Origin of the sequence: Mesorhizobium sp. M0496 (assembly GCF_040321205.1) — a bacterium.
Classification (GTDB): Bacteria; Pseudomonadota; Alphaproteobacteria; order Rhizobiales; family Rhizobiaceae; genus Mesorhizobium.
Map to the genome: position 1 here is coordinate 20,624 of NZ_JAMYRC010000021.1, position 23,704 is coordinate 44,327.

At 62.6% G+C, this 23,704-nt stretch carries 14 protein-coding genes; 8 read left to right on the forward strand and 6 right to left on the reverse strand.

The genetic code is table 11. The features are described from left to right. The first annotated feature begins 107 nt into the window (after window positions 1-107). The 6 genes from NKI73_RS18440 (at window position 108) to NKI73_RS18465 (ending at window position 16,202) form a co-directional block, all read left to right on the forward strand. A complete protein-coding gene (locus NKI73_RS18440) occupies window positions 108-12,626 on the forward strand; it encodes an inverse autotransporter beta domain-containing protein (RefSeq protein ID WP_352632106.1) in 12,519 nt (4,172 codons plus the stop codon). A 131-nt stretch (window positions 12,627-12,757) separates the two neighbouring features. Continuing rightward, window positions 12,758-13,261 (forward strand): phage tail protein, encoded by a 504-nt coding sequence (locus NKI73_RS18445; RefSeq protein ID WP_352632108.1) that lies wholly within the window; start codon window positions 12,758-12,760, stop codon window positions 13,259-13,261. A 12-nt stretch (window positions 13,262-13,273) separates the two neighbouring features. Next, the gene (locus NKI73_RS18450) at window positions 13,274-13,777 is read left to right on the forward strand and encodes a phage tail protein (protein ID WP_502905640.1); all 504 of its coding nucleotides are present in this window, start codon (window positions 13,274-13,276) and stop codon (window positions 13,775-13,777) included. Between the two features lie 11 nt (window positions 13,778-13,788). Beyond that, window positions 13,789-14,313 (forward strand): phage tail protein, encoded by a 525-nt coding sequence (locus tag NKI73_RS18455; RefSeq protein WP_352632112.1) that lies wholly within the window; start codon window positions 13,789-13,791, stop codon window positions 14,311-14,313. Window positions 14,314-14,342: 29 nt separating this feature from the next. Further along, on the forward strand, window positions 14,343-15,641 hold the full coding sequence (locus NKI73_RS18460) for a PLL family lectin (RefSeq protein ID WP_352632114.1): 1,299 nt from the start codon (window positions 14,343-14,345) through the stop codon (window positions 15,639-15,641). 18 nt (window positions 15,642-15,659) lie between these two features. Continuing rightward, complete coding sequence (locus NKI73_RS18465) at window positions 15,660-16,202, forward strand: GNAT family N-acetyltransferase (protein WP_352632116.1); 543 nt, start codon at window positions 15,660-15,662, stop codon at window positions 16,200-16,202. Window positions 16,203-16,434: 232 nt separating this feature from the next. On the opposite strand, the gene NKI73_RS18470 is transcribed toward NKI73_RS18465, so the two are convergent. Continuing rightward, window positions 16,435-16,704, reverse strand: a complete 270-nt coding sequence (locus NKI73_RS18470; protein WP_352632118.1) for a DUF6916 family protein — start codon at window positions 16,702-16,704, stop codon at window positions 16,435-16,437. A 268-nt stretch (window positions 16,705-16,972) separates the two neighbouring features. On the opposite strand from NKI73_RS18470, the gene NKI73_RS18475 reads away from it, so the two are divergent. After that, complete coding sequence (locus tag NKI73_RS18475; RefSeq protein WP_352632120.1) at window positions 16,973-17,761, forward strand: SapC family protein; 789 nt, start codon at window positions 16,973-16,975, stop codon at window positions 17,759-17,761. 303 nt (window positions 17,762-18,064) lie between these two features. Here the strand turns inward: NKI73_RS18475 and NKI73_RS18480 are convergent, their stop codons facing one another. The 4 genes from NKI73_RS18480 to NKI73_RS18495 form a co-directional block, all read right to left on the reverse strand. Then, a complete protein-coding gene (locus tag NKI73_RS18480; RefSeq protein ID WP_352632122.1) occupies window positions 18,065-18,412 on the reverse strand; it encodes a hypothetical protein in 348 nt (115 codons plus the stop codon). Window positions 18,413-18,453: 41 nt separating this feature from the next. Next, window positions 18,454-19,029 (reverse strand): hypothetical protein, encoded by a 576-nt coding sequence (locus NKI73_RS18485; protein ID WP_352632123.1) that lies wholly within the window; start codon window positions 19,027-19,029, stop codon window positions 18,454-18,456. Window positions 19,030-19,055: 26 nt separating this feature from the next. Next, the gene (locus NKI73_RS18490; RefSeq protein WP_352632124.1) at window positions 19,056-20,387 is read right to left on the reverse strand and encodes a gluzincin family metallopeptidase; all 1,332 of its coding nucleotides are present in this window, start codon (window positions 20,385-20,387) and stop codon (window positions 19,056-19,058) included. A 137-nt stretch (window positions 20,388-20,524) separates the two neighbouring features. Further along, window positions 20,525-22,402: a TPR end-of-group domain-containing protein gene (locus tag NKI73_RS18495; RefSeq protein ID WP_352632126.1), complete on the reverse strand. Its 1,878-nt coding sequence runs from the start codon at window positions 22,400-22,402 to the stop codon at window positions 20,525-20,527. A gap of 262 nt (window positions 22,403-22,664) precedes the next feature. On the opposite strand from NKI73_RS18495, the gene NKI73_RS18500 reads away from it, so the two are divergent. Continuing rightward, complete coding sequence (locus NKI73_RS18500) at window positions 22,665-23,006, forward strand: SapC family protein (protein ID WP_352632128.1); 342 nt, start codon at window positions 22,665-22,667, stop codon at window positions 23,004-23,006. On the opposite strand, the gene NKI73_RS18505 is transcribed toward NKI73_RS18500, so the two are convergent. Further along, window positions 23,003-23,566 carry a type 1 glutamine amidotransferase domain-containing protein gene (locus NKI73_RS18505; protein WP_352632129.1) on the reverse strand — a complete coding sequence of 188 codons (564 nt, stop codon included), beginning with the start codon at window positions 23,564-23,566 and terminating at the stop codon, window positions 23,003-23,005. The two genes, NKI73_RS18500 and NKI73_RS18505, sit on opposite strands and share 4 nt — an antisense overlap. Window positions 23,567-23,704: the final 138 nt, after the last annotated feature.

The following is a 23,704-nucleotide window of genomic DNA, read 5'->3' on the forward strand; positions in this document are numbered from 1 at the left end:
ACTTTGCAGGAAACTTCCAGAAATCGAAGGGCCCGAGACTCGCTATACAATAGAATTCGAGTAACAATCGCACGGTGGACGTGTAGTCCCGGAAGGACTCGCCAGGGATGGGCACTACCGAGATTTCTCGGCAAGTTGGTGGGGTGGCGGCGCGTGGGGAGGATTTCCACGTTCGCGCCGGCTATCGGCATTCACGAATTGCAAAGCATCTGTGGAAGACGACGGCGCTTACGACGCTGGCGCTCGGCCTTTCGGGCATGACCGCCCACGGCGACCCGAACGGGCTGTGGCAGCCGCAGATTCGCGCCATCATCGGTGCCGACAACAATGGCGGCAACGCCGCGCTCGAAGGCTTCATCCCGCTCAAGCAGACGGCCGAATCGGTGCTGTTCCTGGATGTCCGGGCCAAGCATGATTTCAAGGACAGTTTCGGCCAGGATGTCGGCCTCGGCATTCGCCGCATCGTCAACCCCGACCTGATGATCGGCGGCTACGCCTATCTCAACGTCGAGAACTATAACTCCAGCCAGTTCACATCGGCCACGCTGGGCGCCGAGGCGATCACGCCGCATTTCGACGCGCATGTAAACGTCTATCTGCCGATCAAGGGCGACCACACCGATCACTCGTCGAGTTCGACCCTGTCGATGGTCGGCAACCAGCTGATGGAGCAGATTTCGGTCCTCGACCATCGCGACTACGCGGCATGGGGTATCGAAGGCGAGATCGGCGCCCAGGTGCCGATCAACCTGCCCGACAAGCATTCGCTGCGGCTCGACATCGGCGGCTACCATTTCGAGGACCCGCACGGCAACGACCACAGCGTCACCGGCGCCAAGGCCGGCTTCGAATACACGATCGGCGATGTCTTCGGCAGCGGCACCGAACTGGTGTTCGCCGGCGAGGTCCGCAATGACAATCGCGACGACACCCAGTTCGCCGGCAGCGTGCGGCTGAACATCCCGTTCAATCCCGGCCATGGCTCGGACAATGGGGCCGACAGCGGGCCGGAGCCGGTCTATCCGGTCAGCGAAGGCCTGCGCAAGCGCGTCAACGAGCGGGTGCGCGGCGATATCGGCGTCAGGATCCAGTCGCAGGAACTGAACGGCGGATCGACGACGCGCGTCGCCATCAACGCCGCGACCAACGCCGCCTTCGGAAAATTCTACTTTGCCGATGGCGGCTTGGCGGGCGCAGGCACCCAAGCCGATCCGACAACATTGGACGATGCCGTCACCAAGGCTGGCGGCGGCGGGTTTGTGGTAGCGCTCGGCGGCAACGGCAATCTGACGACCGACGGCGTGACGCTTGCCGACGGCCAGACCGTCATCGGCGGCGGCGAAAGCGTCACGGCAAAGCTTGTCGGCGGCGGCACCGGCACCTTCAACCTGGGCGGCAGCGACGGCACGATCCAGGGCACCAACGTCGCCAACCCGGTCATAACACTGGGCAACGGCAACACCTTGAACGGCATCACCATCACCGGCGGTGGCGATGGCATCTTCGGCGACAATGTTACCGGCGCCACGCTGACCAAAGTGACTGTCGACGGTGCGGGCGGCAATGGTGCCGAGTTCACCGGCAATTCGACCAACGTCACGGCATCCGATTTCACCGCGAAGAACAACGGTCTCGATGGCCTGCACATCGAAGGCGACGGCACCTACAATTTCACCGGCACGACGCTGCTGCAGGGCAATCTCGACGACGGGCTCGATATCACGGGCAAGGGCACCTATACATTCGCGACCGTCAATGCTCTCGACAACAACGATGCCGGCATAACCGTAAAGGGCACCGGCGGAAGCATCACAATCACCGGCGGCAAGGTATCGGGCAACAAAGCCCTGGGCGATGATGGCGTAAGCGTCTTCATCGACCCGATCACCGCCCATGTCGTGCTGGATTCGATCACTCAGACGGGCGGCACGTCGGGCGTCGTGCTCGAAAATGTTTCGGGCAGCTTCACCGTCAATGGCAAGACGACGATCTCGAACACGGCCGGACCGGCAATCGCCATCTCGGATTCGCCGGCGGCGATACGCTTCGGCGACGTCGCCATCTCGGCACCCGGCGGCGACGGCATGTCGTTTGCCGGCGCCAATGCGGCGGTGGTCGCCGGAAACATCGTCATTTCCGGGCTGGGAGTCGGCCAAGCCGGCCTCGACTTCTCCGGATCCAAGACCAATTTCACCGCGCAGTCGCTCAACATCACCGGCCCCGGCGCGGCCGGGTCGATCGGCATCGACCTTGCGTCGCCGAGTGCGGGCGGGGCAACGATCATCATCACCAATGGCGGCTCGATCGCCGGCGTCGACACCGGCGTGCGCTTCGGCATATCGGGGTCGCTGGCCAATTCGGCCAATGCCGAGTTCAGCTTCGGCGGCGGCTCCATCGCCGGTATCACCGCTTCGCTCGACGCGCGTGGTTTGAACCAGACGCTCGGCCACTATGTTTTCGGCTCGACGACGTTCAGTGGCGCGCAGCTGTTCGACGTGCAGAATGTGATCTTCGTCGGCGCCACCGCGACCGGCACGGGCAGCGGCTCGTCGCTGCTGGACCTGGCCTCGGTCGCGACAGCGGACGCCAACACCGACGCGGACGCGATCTTCGTGCTGGTCAATCGCGGGACGGCCATCGACGACGCCGATGGCTTCTCGCTGGGCGCCGGGCAGACACTGGCCTCTTTCGGCAACGGGCGGACCTTCTCGCTCGGCGGCCTCCCGGTCAATGTAACCGGCGACAATGTCACCCACACCGGTGCCATCTCGGATGCCGGCGGCGCGGCGACGCTGACCAATTCCGGCGCCGGCGATGTCGTCACGCTGGCCAACAACAGCTCGCTGCTGGACTTCAACGTCTCCGGCGGCAGCGCCAATGGCATCTACGGCAACGGCGTCAGCAATGTCACGATTTCAGGCGTGTCCGTTTCGGGGGCTGGTCTAAACGGCGTGCTGTTCGATGGCACCAACGGCGTCACTGCTGCCAATTTGAGCTCAAGCGGCAATACCGATGCGGGCCTGTCGATCCAGGGCGACGGCACATATGCATTCAACGGCACGACGATGCTGTCGGACAACGGCGACAACGGTCTGTTCATCGTCGGCGACGGGACATACGCATTCCAGACACTGAACGCGTCCGGCAATTCCGGCTTCGGCGTCAACGTCCTCTCCACCACCGGCACATTCAGCACCACCGACGGCACGATCTCCGGCAATGGCGCGGCCGGCGTCGTCTTGCTCGGCGCCAATATCGACGTGACGCTGGCCAGCTTGACGCAGGACGGCGGCGGGTTCGGCGCGATGTTTGCAGGCGTGTCGGGAAATTTCGCCGTTTCCGGCGCAACGACTGTCAGCAACACCATCCTCGGCGGCATCGGGATCTTCGACAGCACCGCCGATTTCACGTTCGGAGCCGTCGACATCTCGGACATCACCGCCCCGGGCGGCATCGGCATCGACGTCCAGAATTCCGGTGGCGCGGTCGCTTTCGGCGGGCCGGTGACCCTGACCCATGTCGACAGCGAGGGCATCCTCGCCATCGGCAACGCCGGCGCGATCACCTTCAGCGGCCCGGTCAGCATGACCGATCCCGGAGACGGTATCTGGCTGGAAGACAACACCGGCGCCGTTTCGTTCGGCGGCGCAGTCACCATCGACCAGCCGTTCGGAAACGGCATCGACGTCGTCGGCAGCAACGGCACTATCAGCTTCGGCGACATCGATATCACCGGCCTGTGCAACTGCTCCACCGCGCTCGACCTGTCGGGAAGCACCTCGACCTTCACCGCCGCCACGCTCGACGTCAGCGGTAGTTCCGGCGGCTCCTCGACCGGCATCGACCTGTCCGGCACCAATGGCGGCTCGGTGACCATCGGCAGCGGCGTCATCACCGGTGTCGACACCGGCGTCCAGTTGGGCACCAACGGCCTGGCCGGAACCACCGCCAACACGACGTTCTCGTTCGGCGCGGCCGGCGGCGCGTCGATATCGGGCGTCACGGCATCGCTCGACATGCGCGGCCTGTCGCCGGGCAGCGGCACCTACGCCTTCAACGACACGGTGCTGAACGGCCCGCAGCTGTTCGACATCGCCAATGTCATCTACGTCGGCGCCGCCAACACGGGCCTCGGCGATGGCTCCAGCGTCAACGACCTGATCAACGCCACCGCGGCGGACGCGCTGGCGGCCCCGGCCAACACCATCTTCGTTCTGGTCAACAACGGGGCCGGAAACATCGACACCGATGCCGACGGCTTTACGCTGGCCGACGGCCAATCGATCGTGTCCTTCGCCAATGGCGCTTCCGTGAGCCTTGGCTCGCCGCCCGCCAATGTCACCGGTGCGAATGTCATCAGCGGCACGCAGGTGCAGGACGACCCCTTCGGCAATGGCGGTGCGACGCTCAACAATGCGGCCGGCAATACCATCGACCTGGCCAACGGCAATGTCGTCGAGAATCTTGCCGTCGGCAGCTCCAACCGTGCGATCGACGGAGAGGGCAGCGATGGTGCAACGATCAACGGCGTGACGATCAGTGCCGCCAAGGTGGGTCTTATACTTGACGGCACGACCGGCATTGTCACGGTCGACAATCTGACCATCCAGAACCCGAGTCAAACCGGCATTGCGATTGTCGGTTCGAGCGCGACCCTCAATTTCACCGGCAACACCAGGATCACCAGCGCCGCCAATGTCGCGCTGTTCGCCAACGATTTCGACGGCACCGCCACCTTCGACGACCTCGATATCTCTGGCGTCGGCACAGGCATAGGCGTCGAAATCCTTGGTGGCTCAAGCGGAACCTTGACCTTCGGGGTCGCTAGTTCCATCGCCGACACGGGCGACCAGGCCTTCAGCATCAACAGCTCCACGCCCAACCTTACCTACAACGGCACCATCGACCAGACCAGCACAGCCAGCGCGGTGCGGATCTTCGGCATGATCGGCGGCACCGCCACGTTCGGCGGCAAGATCACCGCCACCGGTGCGGCCAATGCGATCAACCTGGGCGGCAATGCCGGCGGCACGATCAATTTCGCCGGCGGGGTGGCCATCACCATGGGAGTCACCGCCAACACGGCTGGTATCAATTTCGTCGGCACCAATGGCCACGTCACCTTCGGAACGACCACTGTGACGCTGGGCGCCGGCGCCAACCAGACCGGCATCGACTTCAGCGGGTCGTCCACGACCGCCGATTTCGGCCTGACCACGATCACCGGCACCGGCGACTTGACCTCACGCGGTATCGACCTGTCGTCGACCACAGGCAACAAGACCATCACCTTCCTGCAGGGCTCCAAGATCAACAATGTCGGCGTCGGCGTCGAACTGTCGTCGGGCGGCACCACCGCGACTACCGCCAACGCCACCTTCACGTTCGGCGACGGCGATTCGACCGACGGGCTGGAATCCTTCATCATCGCGGCATCCGGCGGCTACACCGTCAACACCGTCGGGCTCGACCCGACGAAGGGCAGCTACGATTTCGACGACGTGTTGTTCACCGGCAGCGCCAATCTGGCCACGGCTCTCGGTTCGGTCACCATGGTTTCGCAATCGGGCGGCTTCATCGCGGCCGGTACGACGGGCAATCTCAGCACGGGCGTCAACTCCATCTCGCTCGCCGCAGCCGATGCGCTGACCGGCGCGCAGAACTTCGTCTTCGTCGGCACGATCGATCTCGGCGCCACCGCTTTCACGCTCGACTCAGGACAGACCATTGCCGGCTTCGGAAACGGCAACGCCGTTTCGACAGGGACGATCCAGCCCGCCAATGTCCATGGCAATCTCGGCGCCACCGGCGGCAACATCACCGGCGACGAGGCCGTGGTCAGCGGCACGGCCAATTTGATGCAGCTGCTCGGCGACAATGCCGTGCGCAACACCGCCTTCGACTTCAGCGGCGCCACCGGCGCTGCCTTCCTCATCGACCAGGGCGCGGTCGGCTTCAGCAATGCCAGCGGCATCACCATCGAAGGCGTGACGATCAGCAACGTCGCGGCCGGCCAGACCGCGATCGAGGTTGCCGGGCTGAACACCAACCTGTCGGTCATCAACAACAATATCAACGTCGCCGGCACCCTGCTCGACGTGAATGCCGGCTCCGGCACCATCTCGGTCTCGCGCGGCTTCCTGCCCAACGCCGGACCGGCAGGCACGCTGACCGGCGGCGGCATCAATATCGCCAACCGCACCGGCGGCTCGGTGACCTTCACCGACCAGGTGACGATCGGCGGCACTGGCGTTTCGCTCACCAACAACACCGGCTCCACGGTCACTTTCGCGGATGTGGATATCACCACGAACGGTGCGACAGCATTCAGCGCCAGCGGCGGCGGCACGGTCAATGTCACGACCGGCACGATCAACGCCACCAACGCGCAGGCGGTGGCGCTCGACAGCATCGTGGCTGACATCAACTTCGCCTCGACCAGTGCGACATTCGCTTCCAGTAGCGGCGTCGACCTGCAGAACCTCAGCGGCACGGTCGCTCTCGGCACCGGCACGCTGACCAACAGCGGCTCGGGCACGTCGTTCAATGTCGGCTCGGCCACCAATGCGAGCGGCGGCAACGCGACCGTCACCTACGGCGGCATCATCGCGAGCAACGGCATCGGGGCCGCGGTTTCGATCCAGGAGCTGACCGGTGGCTCGGTGACCTTGTCGGGCAATCTGAGCGACAGCAACGCGGCGGGGGGCGGCAACATCGTCGTTGCCGGCAACAACTCGGCCACGATCACCTTCTCGGGCTCGACCAAGCAGATCAGCTCGGGCGCGACCGACGGAGTCAATATCGGCTGGCCTGGTGGTGTGGTCTCCGGCATACCGAACCCGAACCCGAACTCCACCATCAACTTCACCAATGGCGGCCTCGACATAACGACGACGACAGGCGGCATGGGTTTCGTCGCGTTTGGCGGTTTCGGTCCAGGCACCCTTACCGTCACCGGCAGCGGCAACAAGATCAACTCCGGCGGCGACGGGCTGCTGGTGGCCGGTACCAATGTCGGCGCCGGCGGCATCACCTTCGACAGTATTTCGGCGGTATCGACGATCAACGCCGCCGGCGTGTTGTTGTCAGGCCTCGACCTGGCCGCCGACATCAACATTGGCGGGCTGAGGGATACCGGCTACACCGGCGCCTTGTTGGCCGGCCTGACAGGCGCCGGTGTGGTCAATTTCACCGGCACGACCGATCTCGACGTCAGCTACAGAGGGTTCGATATCAGCGGCCAGCTTGGCACCATAAACATCGCCAACGTCGCCGGATCCACCCTGACCATCGACGGCGGGCAATTTGGCATTGCGCTGAACACGGAGGGCGGGACCATCAACGTTGGTGGCAATGGCGGTATCGCCAGCATCGGCGCGACGACAAGCACCACCGCTGCGGCCATCAGTACCTCGGGTGGCAATAGCCTTGCCTTTGCGACGCTGACCTACAACGGTTCGATCAATGTCGACACGGGCTCCGTGCTGTCAGCCGGTGGAGGCGACTGGACCCATGCCAACCTCAGCGGTTCGGTCACCTCGACTACGGCGTCGATGGCCTTCGGCTTCTTTGGCGCCGATGGCGTGTATGATATTTCCAGCACCATCGCTCATACCGGTGGCATCGGCATCGCGTTCAACGGAACGTCCGAGGGAACGGCCACCTTCTCCGGCACGTCGAAGACCTTCAATACCGGCGCCAACGACGCCATCGTCAGATCCGCCGGCATCGGCACGCTGGCTTTCACTAACGGCGGTCTCGGCATCACTACCGGCTTCGGCTATGGCATCAACGCCAGCACCACCGGCGCCGGCAGGTTCAGCGTCTCCGGCCTCAACAACACCATCACCACGACGACCGGAAGCGCGCTGAGGCTCGACGGCGCGACGGTGGGCACGGACGGCGTCAACTTCGCCTCGATCTCCGTCAATGGCGCGGGGACCGGCATTTTGCTCAACAATGTCAGCGGCGGCGCTGTCAACCTCGGCACGGTCAACCTGCAAGGGATAACCGCGACCGGCGTCGATATCACCGGCACGCTGGGTGCTGCGCTGTCGTTCAGCAATCTCGACATCGGCCTGAACAGCACCACGGGCGTCGCCTTCGACCTCAACGGCGCCGCCATCAACGCGCCGATCACGGCCGATGATTTCGATGTCACCAACCCGATAGGCGCCGGCACCTCGATCGGCGTCGACCTGCGCGGCGCCACCGGCGGCCAGATCGTGCGCCTCGGCGACACCGTTGTCGGCGGCGCCAGTTCGAGCATCACCGGCGTCAACACCGGCGTCTTCCTCGACAGCGCCACCAACCTCGCCTTCACCTACGGTGACGGCGAAACGGCGACGGACCAGAATTCGACCATCGGCGCCGCTATCGGCATCGACGCGTCCAGCGCGCCGACGCTGGGCACCTATAACTTCCAGGACGTCAACTTTGCCGCCAGCCCCGGCCTCGGCTTCGGCGTCGGCAAGATCTATTTCGTCGGCGCGAGCGCGACCGGCGACGGAACCGGCCGCGACCAGAACAATCTGGCGACGCTTTCCACGGCGGAAGCAGCGGCGGTAACGAGCGATGTCCTCGTCCTCGTCAACGACGGCGGGACCATCACAGCGGCCGGCAGCAATGCGAACGACACGCTGGTGCTGGCCACCGGCGAGCAGGTGCGCGGCTTCGGCAATGGCAACATCAACCTGGCGATGACGGTGCCATCCACCATCCAGCTTGCCAACAACAACATCTCGATCGTCGACGCCACGGCCGATGGTGCCGCCACGCTGACGACGAGTGCCGGCAGCAACGCCATCACGCTCGGCGCCAGCGGCAACTTCATCGACGGCTTCATCCTCGACGGCAGCCCGGCGGGTGCCGCACGCGGCATCAAGGACAATGGCTTCGGTGCGTCCGGCACCATCATCAGCCACATGACGATCCAGAATTTCGCCACCGCCGGCGTCGAGGTCACGCCGTCGACCAGCACGGGGATCGACAATGTGACGTTCTCCGGCAATGCCAGCGACGTCATCGTCAACGCGCTCAACACCACCATTAGCAACGTCAGCAGCACCGGCGCCACCGGGATTGCCTTCGATATCCGCAACGCAACCGGCACGACGACACTGGCCAACCTCAACGTCACCACGGCGGCGACCGGCACCGGCATCGTCTTCGGCGGTGGAACCGGGCCACAAGGCACGATCACTGGCACCAATGTCGATGTCACGGGCGGCGCCGGCGGTGGGATCACGGTTGCCGGCGGCAACGCCACCATCGGGTTCGATGCGGCAAGCTTTGTCGGCGTCCCCGGCACGTCGACCGGCACAGCGGTCACGATAACGGGCCGCAGTGGCGGCAGCTTCGGCTTTGCCGGGGCGGTCGTGGCGAATGGCACGGCGAGCGGCATCAGCGTTTCCGGCGCGACGGCGGCCAACACGGTCAGCTTCACCGGCGCGGTCGGTCTCGGCACGGTCTCGACGCTGACCGGCACCGCGGTCTCGATCAACAACAACGGTACGGCCTCGACTGTCAGCTTCGCCAACCTCGGTATCGTCACCAACGGCACCACCGGGTTCAGCGCCAGCGGCGGCGGCACCGTCAATGTCACCACCGGAACCGTGAGTTCCACGGCCGCACAGGCGGTCAACCTCAACGGTGTCGCCGCGGGCATCAATTTCACCGCGACCTCGTCGACCGGTGGCGCCAACAATGTCGGCCTCACCAATGTCACCGGCACGGTCGGCCTTGGCACCGGCGCGCTGAGCGGCGCGACGGGCACGTCGTTCAATGTCAGCGGCGGCAGCGCCACCGTCACCTATGCCGGCACGATCACCCAGGCCACCGCCAGCCAACGCATGATCGCGATCGCCAACACGACCGGCGGTGCGATCAATTTCACCACCGCCGTGGCGAACGGCCTCAACGACACCGCCGGCACTGGCATCCTGATCGACGGCGCGGCGGGCAGCGTCACCATCAACAATGCGAGCCTGACCGGAGCGCGCGGCATCACCATCCTCGGTGACGCTTTGAACAACGCGACCGGCACTTTCACCTTCAACAATGTCGCCATCCAGACCGCCGCCGGGGCTGCGAACCATGCCTTCGTCATCGACGGTGACCAAGGCCTGCCGCCCAACAACGATGTCAGCGCGGTCGTCAACCTGAGCAATGTCGACATCACCAACCCTGGCGGCAATGTCGTCAACATCCAGGGCATGAATGGCGGTTCGGTGACTTTCGACGCTGCCAGCACGATCACCCGGACCAACAATGGGCTGGGCATCCTCGCCACCAGCAACCTCAGCGGCACGATCACTTTCGGCGGCGCGACAAAGACGCTGACCACCGGCGGAAACAACGCCGTCAGTCTGACCAACAATGGCGGCACGGCGATCAACTTCACCAATGGCGGGCTGGCGATCAACACCACCAACGGCACCGGCTTCAACGCCACGAGTGGCGGGACGGTCTCCGTGACGGGCGCCGGCAATTCGATCAGCACGACGACGGGCGCCGCGCTAAATCTCGACACCGTCGTCGTCGCCGCCGGCGGCGTGAATTTCTCATCGACCAACAAGATACTGGCCGGCGGCACCAGCGCCGTCATCATGGACACAGTCACTGGCACCGGCACGGTCAGCCTCGGCACCGGCTCGCTCATCGGCGGCACCGGCGCCACGATCCGCATCGGCGACGGCGCCGGTGGCGTCAACAGCGGCGGCACGACGGGCTTCAGCTACGCCGGTACCATCACCAGCGGCACCGGCCGTGCGGTCGATATCCAGGACCGCGCCGCCGGCGCCGGCAACATCACGCTATCGGGCAATATCACGCACAATGTCAGCGGCCAGATCGGTATCGTGCTGGACGACAACGCCGCCGGAACGATCACCTTCTCGGGTACGTCGAAGTCAATCACTTCGACGACGAGCGCAGGCGTCACCCTGACCGACAACACCGGCGTGACGATCGACTTCACCAATGGCGGGCTGGTCATCGACACCACCAGCGGCATCGGCTTCAACGCCACCGGCGGCGGCACGGTGACGGTGCAAGGCACCGGCAACACGATCACGTCCACAACGGGCACGGCGCTCAATGTCGCCAACACGACGATCGGCGCGAGCGGGCTGACGTTCCAGAGCATCTCGGCGAATGGCGGCACCAACGGCATCGTGCTCAACACAACGGGTCTCGCCGCCGGCAATGGCGGGCTGACGGTCACCGGCACTGGCGTTACGGCAGGTTCCGGCGGCACAATCCAGAACACAGTGCAAGGCGCGCTGTTCACGTCGACGAAGAATCTGTCGCTTTCGAACATGAACTTCACCAATGCCAACAGCGGCAACGGCACGCTCAACAATGTCGACGGTCCGACATTCAACAGTGCGGCCCAGGCGGCGATCAACATGAGCGGCGTGGCGACGGCAGCGTTCGCCAATTTGAATTTGAACGGCGGCGTCCAGGTCGGCATCAACGGCCAGAACGTCTCGAACCTGACGATCGCCAACACCACTGTGACCGGCTTCGGCGATGCCGTCTTCGAAGGCGGCATGCGGTTCTATAATCTCACCGGCACGTCATCGATCACGAATTCCACATTCAGCTTCACCGCTGGCGCTGGCGGCGACAATCTGGTCGATATCCGCAACGATGCCGGGACAAGCCTGACGCTGAATATTGCCGGCAGCACGTTCAGCAACACAAAGCTTTCCGCAAACGGAGCGCAGGGTCTCAACTTTGAGGCCTTTGGCAGCGCCAACGCGACGCTCAACATCTCGAACAGCAATTTCGTCAGCCTCAAGACCTCCGGCGTCGAAGCTTTCGCCCGCGACACCTCGACGCTGAATGTCAACATCACCGACGGTGGCACGGCCAGCAACGGCAATACGTTCGATCCGCAAGGCGGCCTCGGCCGCGCCATCGGCCTCAACGCCGAGGACACCGCCCACCTGAATTTCAAGATACTCAACAACAAAAAAATCTATGGCAATGGCGGCCCGGTCATCAACGTCTTCGGCATCAACAATGCCGTCATCATGGGCCGCATCAACAACAATGCCGATATCCAGGGCGGCGGCGTCGGCTCGGCGGGCTCGCCGATCTACATCCATCCCGAAGACGCTTCGACCGGCGTTGTCGAAATCATCGGCAACACGATCACCAAGTCCGGCAACGATCCGGCGATCCTTGCCATAGCGCATGGCGACGGCGCCGGCCCGAGCGCCGACAACGGCTCGCTCGATCTGACGATCCGCAACAACAACATCACGCTTTCGGGCACCGGTTCGGCGGGCAACGGCGCAGTCGGCATCGACGTGCGTTCAGGAACTGCTAACGGCGAACTCTCATCCGTTTATCTGAACATCGCCAACAATGCAGTGACCCTGGCCCAGCCAGCCGACGACATTGCCTTCCTGACGCGCGAAGGCAGCAACACGTCGCATCTGTATTTCCAGAACTTTGCGGTCGGCGCGAACAATCAGGCGATTGCCACCTCCGTCTGGAATGCCGGCGGCAACACGCCGATAGGTTCGGTGTTCTCGTTCGACGCTGGCGGTGCGCTGGCTTACGCCGCGATCCCGGGTGGGCACAATGGTGGGCTTGTCCTTGTGCCGACTAACTAATTTCGATGGGGCATACTTACGAAGCGTTAGGTATATCCATCAGCAGTAGTGCGGCGTTAATTTTCTTGGAGATTTCTGTCGACTCACTAATGTAGCTTAAGGTCAGTACAAGTAGTTTTGGGAGAGGGCTTATGTCTGAACCGTTTTTGTCGGAAATCAGAATCATGTCGTTTGTGTTCGCGCCAAAAGGCTGGGCACTCTGCAACGGACAACTCCTGCCCATCAATCAGAACCAAGCGTTGTTTTCGCTGCTCGGCACTACCTTCGGCGGCGACGGCCGGGTGAATTTTGCGCTCCCCGACTATCGCGGACGCATGCCAATTCATGTCGGCGGCGGCCATACGCTGGGCGAACGCGGCGGCGAGCAGGCCCACACGCTGTCTATCGCGGAAATACCCATGCATATACACGGCGCCACCGCATCATCCGCCACCGGCGTGAGCAACCTTCCGGCTAACAACGTACTGGGCAACAGCACGCCGAACCTCCTTTATGGCCCGGTGCAAAACCTCGGTGCCATGGCTTCCGGCACCGTCACCGATATCGGCGGCAGTCAGGCGCATCTCAACATGCAGCCATTTCTGACGTTGAGCTTCTGCATTGCCCTGCAGGGCATTTTCCCGTCGCCGAATTGAGGAAACACGGTCATGGCACAGCCTTTTGTTGGTGAGGTCCGTATGTTTGCCGGCAATTTCGCACCGGCCGGCTGGATGTTTTGCGAAGGGCAGCTTCTGCCGATCTCCGAGAACGAGACGCTTTTCCAACTGATAGGCACCACCTATGGCGGGGATGGCGAGAGCACCTTCGCGCTGCCTGACCTGCGTGGCCGCCTTCCCATCCACCAGGGCAACGGGTTCATCCTGGCCGAGACGGGGGGCGTGGAGGAGCTCACGCTGACAATCCAGCAGATCCCGGCGCATACCCACGCCTTGCTAGCCTCAAACGACATCGCCAATCAGCCCAACCCCAGCCAAAGCGTCATCGGCAGGTCGGGTCAGGTCAACGCGTTCATCAACGGCGGTCCATCGGTGCCAATGAGCACCCAGTTTCTAGGCAGCCGCGGCGGCAGCCAGCCACACAGCAATTTCCAGCCCTATCTGTGCGTCGACTTCATCATCTCGCTGTTCGGCATATTCCCTTCGCCGACTTAAAGAGGACCGCCATGGCCGATCCGTTCGTTGCCGAAATCCGTATCTTTCCGTTCAATTTCGCACCCAAGGGCTGGGCTTGGTGCGACGGTCAATTGCTGCCGCTGTCGCAGAACACCGCACTTTTCTCGTTGCTCGGCACCACCTATGGCGGCAACGGCAAGTCCAACTTCGCCTTGCCCGATTTGCAAGGCCGCGCGCCGATGCACCCGGGGCAAGGGCCGGGCCTGTCGCTGCATGATCTCGGCGAAACCGGCGGTTCTGAAACCGTGCCTCTGCTGGAGTCCGAGATGCCGATGCATGCCCATTTCGTCCAGGCAGCTCCTTCGATCGTCAGCGGGGACAGCAACATCGCTCCCGGCAATGCGTTCGCCAAGTCGAGCCAGGGAAATGTATATGTCGCGCCAGGCAGCATGGTGTCGCTGTCGGACCAGACAATATCGCCTGCCGGCGGCGGCCTGCCGCACAACAATTTGCAGCCCTATCTCACCTGTTACTTCTGCATCGCGCTGCAAGGCGTTTTCCCACCAAGAGGCTGACACCGAGTCAACAGGGCAGGACCGATACAATGGCCAAGACAGCAGCACCAAAGTCCAAAGCGCCGACCTCCGCAGCCAAGAAGACGGCCGCGAGCGCCACGGCCACATCGCCGACAGCCCCCGTTTTCCAGAGCATGCCGGCCGGCGCGTCCTTCTTCGAATTGTCGCGGCTGATGGTCGTGGCGATCGATTCGGCGGCGGGGCGCTTGATCCAGAAGGCGCAGACCGCGCCCAACGGGTTGTGGCCCTCCGCCTGGTCGATCATCGCTCCCGGCGCCTGGGTGATCATGACCGCCGGCCTGACCAAGGACGGTCGGGTGGCGGTGGTCGCGCAGCCGTCGGGCACTACCAATCTGTCCTTCATCACCGAGGATGCCAACCAAGTCGGCCCGATCGACAAATGGAATGCGCCGATCGGCATCGGCACGCCGCCGGGCGCCACCAGCTATCAGAAGCTTTCGATGGCCAACGATGCCGACGGCCGCATCGAGGTCTTCCTGACCGACAATCAAGGCCGCATCTGGTGGATCTACCAGAATCCGGATCAGATCGTTCAGGTGCAGAAAACCATCACGCCGCCCGGCACAAAGACACCGATCGTCGTCACCGTCGATGTGCTCGCGCCGCCCGCTAAGCCGTGGAGCGACTGGATTCAGATTCCCGGCGGGTTGGTGGCAGTCACGGCGATACGCCAGGGTGGCGGCCGCATCGCGCTGTTCGGCATCAATTCGGGCCTGCATCTCTACCGTTGCCAGCAGGCGAAGGCTCAGGCGCTGAAAGCCGCCGACTGGACGGGATGGGTGCAGATCGACACGACCCAGACGGGTGGCTTCACCGAGATGGCGCCGGTGATCGGGCCGCTGGGCGCCACCAATCTGTTCGCCTTGACGCAGAGCGGGCAGGTCCTGCACACGCGCCAGCAGCCGGCGGGTTCGGATACATGGACGCAGTGGGCGACGCCCGGCTACTCCAGCGAGCACAAATATTCGCTCGCCGCCGGCATCCAGGGCGACGGCGACATAGTGCTGGTCGCCTCCGATCAGCAGCGTGTCCAGTTCAACGCGCAATGGGATGCCACCACCCAGAACTGGTCGGGATGGCGCGACTTCAACGTCGGGCAAGCCTCGGCACGGCTCTCGCTCGCCTACAATGCCGACGGCCGGCTCGCTTTGTTCAGCCTGGTCCTCATGCAGGACGGCACCAATGGGCTGTGGACGCTCAACCAGATGGGCATCGACAGCTCCGAATGGGAGTACGGCTGGACGTCGCTGACCGACAACAACCTCAAGCAGATTGTCGTGGTGCGCGACCTGACGCCGCCGGTCTGACGGTTGATTTCCGGCAGCGTGACAGAAGCGAAGCAGGCACGGCCCCGTCCAGTCTGGCCCCGGTCTGATAAGGCCGGGCTCGGTTTCCGTGCGGCGACAGCGGCCGACATGCCGTTCCTGTCGCGGCTCTACGCCTCGACGCGCATGGAAGAACTTGCCGTGACGTCCTGGACCGACGCGCAGAAGACGGCGTTGCTCGACATGCAGTTCCAGGCGCAGCACGCGCATTACCAAAAGCACTATCCCGAGGCCGACTGGCTGGTGGTGGAACGCGATAGCGAAGACGTCGGCCGGCTTTATATCGAGCGCTGGCCGAGCCAGCACCGCATCATCGACATTGCCTTCCTGCCGGATCATCGCCGCAAGGGCTATGGCAGGGCGCTGCTGCGCGACCTGATCGACGAGGCATGGTTAGCCGGCAAATCAGCCTCGATCCACGTCGAGAAGAACAATCCGGCCAGGCAGCTTTATGTCGCGCTGGGCTTCGCGGTGGTCGAGGACAAGGGCGTCTACGATTTGATGGCCTGTGCGCCGCCGGGAGGCTGGTATGTGACGGGCTGAAGGCATGCGGGGTTGCAGGATAAAAGATTGGTTCTGCCGCGATCCTTCACACCCCCCTCTGGCCTGCCGGCCATCTCCCCCGCAAAGGGGGAGATCGGCAGCTTCGGCGCCGAGTTCTTCCTGCTGCATTCGAGATTGGCGAAAGCGGCTGAGCGCTCAATCTCCCCCCTGTCCCGCCGACGTCAAAGTTCAGCGTCGCAGCGCAAGCGTCGCCTCAGAAAGCTAGCGACGCCTAATTGAACACCGCCTCATACAGCCGCCCCGCCGCATCGGCGGCGACTGGCACGATGAAGATCTCGTGGGTGCCGCTTGTGCCGGTGAAGAGATAAGTCGCCTGCGGCAGCGCGATTTCGCGCGGGCCCCTGAACAGCAGCGAGAAGCCGCCGCCCGGGCGCGGGCTGGCGGCGATGGGGTTGACCGCGCTCAGCTCGAGCGGGATCTGCTGGCCCCCGGCTTCGATGGTGAAGGTTTGTCCCTGTTCGAAATCCGATACCGACGCCATGCTAGCCTCAATTGTCCGCTGCCGGCGACCACTGTCACCGCTTCGCGGCAAGCTGTCCAGAGGACCCGCAGGCAGCCGGGCCCTGCCTCAAGACAATTCGCCACCGCAAACCCCAAAATACAGCGCCGCCTGTCCTTTTATGCGCGCAAGAGACGCTGTAGTACTTTGTTCGCGCGCGGGATTCTTTTCGATCCAAGATGAGCGCAAACAAGACCGGATCCCGGCTTCGGGACCTTTGGCGGCCGGATCGGCTTGCGGGAGACGGACAATGGCGGATGCAAAGACGGACTTAGCGGGCGATGCGATGCCGCTGTTCTATTCCAGGCCGGAGGCGCTCAACCCGGCGCGGCACGGCTCGCTTGGCCTGACCGCGCGCAGCGACTTCGGCTTCGCCCGCTCGGCGCACGCCATTCCGGTGGTGGCGTCGGAAATGCCGGCGGCGATGCGCTCCTACCCGATCGTCTTCATCGGTGCCGCCAAGGCGCCGGTGGTCATCACCGGCGTGCGCCAGGACGAGAACCTGTTCGTCGACGCCGACGGCAAATGGACCGGGCCGCACTACATCCCCGCCTATGTCCGCCGCCATCCCTTCATCCTGGCCGAAGACCCAAAGGCGCCCGGCCGGCTGACGCTTTGCGTCGACCGGGCCAGCGACCGTGTCGTCGACCAGCTGCTGGCGCCGTTCCGCGACGAGAAGATCGCGCCCTTCTTCAGCGACAGCGAGCCAACCGAGGCGACCAGGCAGGCACTCGCCTTCTGCAACCAGTTCCAGATCGATTTCAACGCCACCCGAGCGATGATCGAAAGGATCGACGCGCATGGCCTGTTCGCGCCCCGCCAGAGCAAGGTGACGCTGGAGGGCGGCGAGGTGCTCAACCTCACCGATTTCCAGGTGATCGACGAGCCGGCCTTCAACAAGCTGAGCGACGAGGCGTTTCTCGACCTGCGCAAATCCGGCGCGCTCGGCCTGCTCTACTGCCACCTCGCCTCGACCAACAGCTGGACCTCGCTGGTGCACCAGGCGTCATTGCGGAAGGCGGGGCTGCCGGCGGGCTGATTTCATCGCCTTCTCCTCGCGCCGCAAGTGCGTCGAGGTGCATGTTGCTTTTGGCACGTTCAGGGTTGGCTCTCACGTATGCGCCAAAGTCGAACGGCCTTCTGGGAGGCGAAGTTCGTCCGCAACAAGGAGCGAGATGAATGATTTGAGGAGGCAGCTGCGGAAGCCGCATGATCAAGCAGACGCTCGACCCACAAAAACATCATGAACCCCGGCAAGATTTTGCCGGCGTGAGGACAGAGCCGCTGATACCGATATGACTTGTGACTTTGCGGTTAGTCACAGCGTATTTCTTGGAAGTGACTAGGTGGAGAATACAGCGATAGTTCCATCCTCAGGGCCACTTATTACGATTTCCTTGAAGTAAATATTCTTGACTTGAACATAGTATTCCCCAGACGAGGCGCCGGAGTCCGCTTTAACCGCGAAGTTTATTGTAGACGTATCCACGATTGTTACGTCGTTTTGGTATACTGTTAGTTCTGTCGCGATGTCTAAAGTATCAGCATAGATAAAGTCAATTACCAGGCATTTTTCATCGTTAAACCAACCACGGTCCGGGGACACCGTCACACTGACCGTAACCGGATCTCCGCCTCTTACAGCATTCCCTTCAGGTGTATCGACACGCACTATATCTACTCTTGCCATGGTCCATCTCCTTCGGCATTCTCAATTAACGATCGGAAACGCTAGTCCAAATCGCCGCGCCCGCCGCGGTTCATGGCGCCACCGGACCGCCCCATCGCACCGCCGGACCTGCCCATGGCGCCGCCGGATCGCCCCATTGCTCCACCCGATCGACCAAACGAACGCGGGTCCAGCTCGGCACTCAACAGGACATCCTCGAGCGTTCCGGTGTCGAGTTCCAGCCGCATTGTCAGGTCACTCTTGTCGTAGACCCAGACCAGCATTCCGCGTGCAAACGAGCCTATCTGCGATGATAATCCGGTATAGGCAGGGTCGCTCGGACCGCGGCTCATGACCTTGAGATCGGTGTCCGCCGGGGCTGGATAATCAACCGCGGTGCCAGGCCCATGAACGAGAAGTATGGTCGGTCGGGCCAGCTCGTAGAACTGCGCCTCGAAGGTGAACGCATATATCCTTGCCAGCAGGCTACCGGAGGCGTCGATCTGGTTCTGCAGGAATCTGTTGTTGCCAGGCCTTGGGGGACGTCCCCCATCGATCCTCTTCTTGAGCTTCAAATCCTCAAGAACTCTACCGAACAAATGGATGGCCGAGGTATTTAAAATGGTTTCAGGTATCATGGATCACCCCATTTTCTGCATGTCGATCAAAGCTCGGCGCCACTTCTGGACATCCAATATTTCTCGAAATAGCTCATGCCCGGCAGACGCGCCTGGTCCCGTGGGCGAGCGATTCGGCCCTCATGAACATGGCTCTTTCGGTTTGGCTTCGTCAGGCGAGGCCCGGCGCGGTAGCGAAAAATCCCTCTCCGGTCGAAATCCCGGAAGATGATCCTTGATAGTTCTCCTCCGGTCACACTGTCATCGACCGCGAGCATCGTTCTCGCCACGTCACCGTAGTCCAGGAAATCCGGGGCGAGAGCCCACAGCGTCTCGGCGAGATAGGTACCCACGATATCGCGCGCGTCGAGCAGCGCTTCGACAAACCCTTCTGGATTGCGGGCGAAATCGCGGTCAAAGACTTCCTGGAGCAGCAGCTCGGCAGCTGGGTCGATCTCGGCGAGGTCCGCAAGATTTTCGGCCTCCGGCGAGATCAGTCCTCGAGCCACCAAGCTCTCGTGAAAGACATCGACCAGAATGTCGAAGACGGCGCCCGTCAGAGGTTGTGACAAGGCATGCTCGTCGGTCCAGCCGTCCGCGAAATCGGCCATCGTCAGTTTGTTGTTGGCCTCGCGTATCTGGCGGTGCGGCGAAAATTCCGAGAAGCGAGAGAGTTGGTTGGCGATGTAGAGATTCCCACGCGTCACCGTCAGAACATTTTCGATCACGGAGGGAAAATGCATGGCCGCGATCAACGAAACGCAATCGGAAAAGGCCTCCTGAAAACCCAGATATTCGGGGAACTCGGCTCCCGGGTTCGGTATGCCGAGGACGCCATAGACGAACGCATGGCCAACCTCGTGCGCGATAACATCGAAGTCGAGACTGAAGGGCAGCGCGCGCCCGTCTTTCGCGAATTGGCTGCCGAGCTCGAGGAAGCCATAGCCGTATTGGGCGTTATCCCAACCCGGCAGGATCGAGATTTCCAAACGGTCGTAGTGATCGCGGAAATGCCAGATGAGCGGTTGGCCAATGTAACGCTCCCAAACGTCGAGCGTGAAGCGCACGCAACCGAACGCGTGCGCTGCTTCGAAGCCGGGCGTCGAGGGCTGATAGTGATCGAAATTGCCTTCCTCGTCGGGAACGGCCGGATCGAGGATCGCTTGCGTCCAGGGCGGCAGGGAGATGAAGGGCGTGCCCAACGGGCCGTGATTGACGCCATAGGGCCGGGTCTTGTCGACTGGCTCGACGACATACATACTATCGTCGGAGGGGCCAGGTCCGACGCTGCCTGCCGGGGAAGAAACCGTAATGATCTCAGGGCTTGACATAGGGTCTTCAAACGGAGGCTGAACGAACAGCCTGAACCGGGTACCCATTCCCCACCTCTCGGTTATATTAGTAACATAACATCATATCTGTAGGATGGCGAGGGCGTTGGTTTGTCCGGTAAATCTTCCTGAAGCCCGGTTCTTGATTGTCGGCAATAAAATTGCCTTAAGAACAATGCGTATCGCTACTGCAGGAGCTGGAGCAACTTCTGGTAGCGAGGATGGCTGCGAACAGCGGCGAAATCGGAATCGTTCTTGAACCAGAGTCTCATCTCGGCGCCAGCCTGCGGCAGCCACGCTTCCAAAAGGTCGATCGAGCGTTCGAACTCCCCCAACAACGCATAGGTACAAGCTGCGTTGTATTGGACGTTGATATCGCTTGGGTCGATCGCCAGAGACCGGTCAAGCCACTTCGCCGCCCTGTCGCGTTCACCAAGGAAGGCCAGCACGATCGCCCCCAGGCAGGCACAATTGGCGTTCTCGGGATGCAGACGGAGTTCCTCTTCAGCTCTCTCCAATGCGATCCGCGCATAAAGCTCCGCGTCGTTCTGTTGGCCGAGAGTGCGGAAGACGTTCACCAGCATGACCGGTGCGCCGTAGTCGGTCGGTTTGATCTCCATCGCGCGCATGAAGTACGTCGCGGCGAGTTCGAACTGGCCGCCGGTCACACAGAACTCGGCATAGTAGCGGTTGGCCTCGTGGCAATTGGGGTCGAGCGTGAGAGCCTGTTCGAACGCCGACGCGGCCTCGGAACGGCGATCGGCGAGGGATAGGGCAAAGCCCCTGGCTGAATGCGCCTCGGCCAAATTCGCGTCTAGAGCCAGGGCCTTATCGGCGGTCGCGAGAATGTCGTCCACTTGGATCGGTGAGCCGTAGATCGACTGAAGGCGTACGTCGCAGACCGCCAAGCCTGCATAGGCGCGGGCATATCCCGGATCGAGCTCGATGGCCCTGATATAACTTTGTCTGGCCATCAGGTGGTTCGCTCTGGTCGCGATGTGGCTGTAATCGCGCCCTCGAAGATAATGCGTATAGGCTTCCACATCGTCCGTCGGCGCCTGCTCAATCGCCTTTTTCTCCTCGGGCAGGAGCCTGACCCTGAGCTGCGCCACGACCGCCTTGGCGATTTCGTCCTGCACGGCGAAAATGTCGGTGAGGTCGCGGTCATAGCGGGCAGCCCAGACGTGTCCGTCCGTGGCGCCCTCGATCAGCTCGGCATTGATCCTGACCCGGTTTCCCGCCTTGCGGACGCTGCCCTCAACAATGTAGCCGACGCCAAGCTCCCTGGCGATGCGTTCCATCTTGTCGGTCCTGCCCTTGAAGGCGAAGACCGTATTGCGGCTGAGCACGAACAGGCCGGAGACGTTCGAGAGGTCGGTTATGATGTCTTCCGTGATGCCGTCGCTGAAATACTGCTGGTCGGGATCATTGCTCAGATTGGCGAAGGGTAGGATCGCCACCGTCGGCTTGTCGGACCGCACTAGCGTCTGGACGCTCCCAGCCGCAATATGCGTCTCGACATGCGGGACGCCCTGGTCCCAGTTGGCGAAATAGACGTGCACCGGCTGCGCAATGTTCTTGACGGTCCTGGCGCCCTGATCGGCGAAGTCGACGCCCAGCTTGTTGCCGACCTCATGGCGCACCGCTTCCGAGCAGGCGATGCCGCCGGGTATCGCGAGGCCTTGCAGCCGCACCGCAAGATTGACGCCGTCGCCGTGGAAATCATCACCGTCGACGATGATGTCGCCAAGGTTGATGCCCATGCGAAACTTGAAATGCCGGTTCTCGGGGATGCCGGCATTCCGCTCGGACATGCCGCGTTGGATCTCGACCGCGCAGCGCGCCGCATTGATTACGCTGCCGAACTCCACCAGGAAGCCGTCACCCATCACCTTAAAGATGCGCCCACCGTGCTTGGTGACGGTCGGATCGAAGAACTCCCGTCGATGCTGCCGAAGGAGATTGAGCGTGTGCTCTTCGTCGACCTCCATAAGACGGCTATAGCCGACCACGTCTGCCGCCAGGATCGCCGCCAGCCGACGCTCAACATGCTCCTCTGACATGTCGCCTCCTGAAATCGCAGACAATGGTTCTGCCTGATTTAGTTCTATCTGATTTACCTGGTCGGTGCCAACGCCGCTGGAATGGTCGCTCGCGCCGGTCCTGATACGGCTGCCAAACCAGGCGGCGCAGCACTAGTCGCAGCCTAAGCGATTCGGCCGTGCGGTCGACGTCGTACACGGGAATAGGAATCGGCACCGAGGCGACCAGGCAGGCGCTCACCTCTGCAACCAGTTTCAGATCGATTTCAATGCCACGAGATTGATGATCGAAAGGATCGACACGCACGGCCTGTTTTCGCCATGCCAGAGCAAGGTGACGCTGGAAGGTAGCAAAGTGTTCAACCTCACCGATTTCCAGGTGATCGACGAGCCGGTCTTCAACAAACTCAGCGACGAGGCGTTTCTCGACCTGCGCAAATCCGGCACGCTCGGCATGCTCTATTGCCACCTCGCCTCGACCAACAGCTGGACCTCGCTGGTGCATCAGGCATCGCTGCGGAAGGCGGACGGTACGAAGAGCGCCTGGCGCGGCTACGACCGGCCCGCGAGAAAAGCTTGCGCCGATTGGCGCGACCTTCATGAAATCCAGGCCCAGGCGGGCTAGGCTGCCGCCCTCCTGTCGTGCCGCCCTTCCCTGATTTCCTCGGCGAGCTTGCCGCAGAACGCGTCGAGATCGCCTGGGTTGCGACTGGTGACAAGCCCCTGGTCGGTGACCACCGCGCTGTCCTCCCAGACACCACCGGCATTGATCAGGTCGGTCTTGATCGATTTGTAGGACGTGACCCGGCGGCCCTTCACAATTCCGGTCTCGACGAGAAGCCAGGGCGCATGGCAGATCGCGCCGACGACCTTGTTGGCCGACCAGAACGATTTGATGAAATTGAGGGCTTTCGGCTCGATCCGCAGCAGATCGGGATTGATGACGCCGCCGGGCAGCACGATCGCGTCGTAGTCATCCGCCCGCGTCTCATCCAAAATCTTGTCGACGGGAACTTCGCGGCCCCAATCCTTGTGGTCCCAGCCCCTGATCTTGCCGCTCGCGAGCGACACGACATCGACCTCGGCGCTCGCTTCGCGCAATTTCTTGAGCGGCACCTCAAGTTCGGCCTGTTCAAAGCCATTTGTCGCAAGGATAGCGACGCGCTTGCCGGAAATGTCCTGCATGGTTTTCTCCATCATTGGGTTGACGGTGGGCTAACGAGACCCAGCGGGAAGCGTTCCTTGCTGTAATTTTATGTGATTTCTGGGGGAGGACGAGGAAGTTTCGGCCAAGCAGCTCGGCCAGCGTCGGCCCCAAAAACG

What these genes read in the sequence shown, in the direction of transcription:
- NKI73_RS18495 (WP_352632126.1), bottom strand. Translation starts at nt 22,402, where the DNA reads ATGTCAGAGGAGCATGTTGAGCGTCGGCTGGCGGCGATCCTGGCGGCA.
- NKI73_RS18485 (WP_352632123.1), bottom strand. Translation starts at nt 19,029, where the DNA reads ATGATACCTGAAACCATTTTAAATACCTCGGCCATCCATTTGTTCGGT.
- NKI73_RS18455 (WP_352632112.1), top strand. Translation starts at nt 13,789, where the DNA reads ATGGCCGATCCGTTCGTTGCCGAAATCCGTATCTTTCCGTTCAATTTC.
- NKI73_RS18470 (WP_352632118.1), bottom strand. Translation starts at nt 16,704, where the DNA reads ATGGCGTCGGTATCGGATTTCGAACAGGGACAAACCTTCACCATCGAA.
- NKI73_RS18450 (WP_502905640.1), top strand. Translation starts at nt 13,274, where the DNA reads ATGGCACAGCCTTTTGTTGGTGAGGTCCGTATGTTTGCCGGCAATTTC.
- NKI73_RS18505 (WP_352632129.1), bottom strand. Translation starts at nt 23,566, where the DNA reads ATGCAGGACATTTCCGGCAAGCGCGTCGCTATCCTTGCGACAAATGGC.
- NKI73_RS18460 (WP_352632114.1), top strand. Translation starts at nt 14,343, where the DNA reads ATGGCCAAGACAGCAGCACCAAAGTCCAAAGCGCCGACCTCCGCAGCC.
- NKI73_RS18475 (WP_352632120.1), top strand. Translation starts at nt 16,973, where the DNA reads ATGGCGGATGCAAAGACGGACTTAGCGGGCGATGCGATGCCGCTGTTC.
- NKI73_RS18500 (WP_352632128.1), top strand. Translation starts at nt 22,665, where the DNA reads ATGATCGAAAGGATCGACACGCACGGCCTGTTTTCGCCATGCCAGAGC.
- NKI73_RS18490 (WP_352632124.1), bottom strand. Translation starts at nt 20,387, where the DNA reads ATGGGTACCCGGTTCAGGCTGTTCGTTCAGCCTCCGTTTGAAGACCCT.
- NKI73_RS18445 (WP_352632108.1), top strand. Translation starts at nt 12,758, where the DNA reads ATGTCTGAACCGTTTTTGTCGGAAATCAGAATCATGTCGTTTGTGTTC.
- NKI73_RS18480 (WP_352632122.1), bottom strand. Translation starts at nt 18,412, where the DNA reads ATGGCAAGAGTAGATATAGTGCGTGTCGATACACCTGAAGGGAATGCT.
- NKI73_RS18440 (WP_352632106.1), top strand. Translation starts at nt 108, where the DNA reads ATGGGCACTACCGAGATTTCTCGGCAAGTTGGTGGGGTGGCGGCGCGT.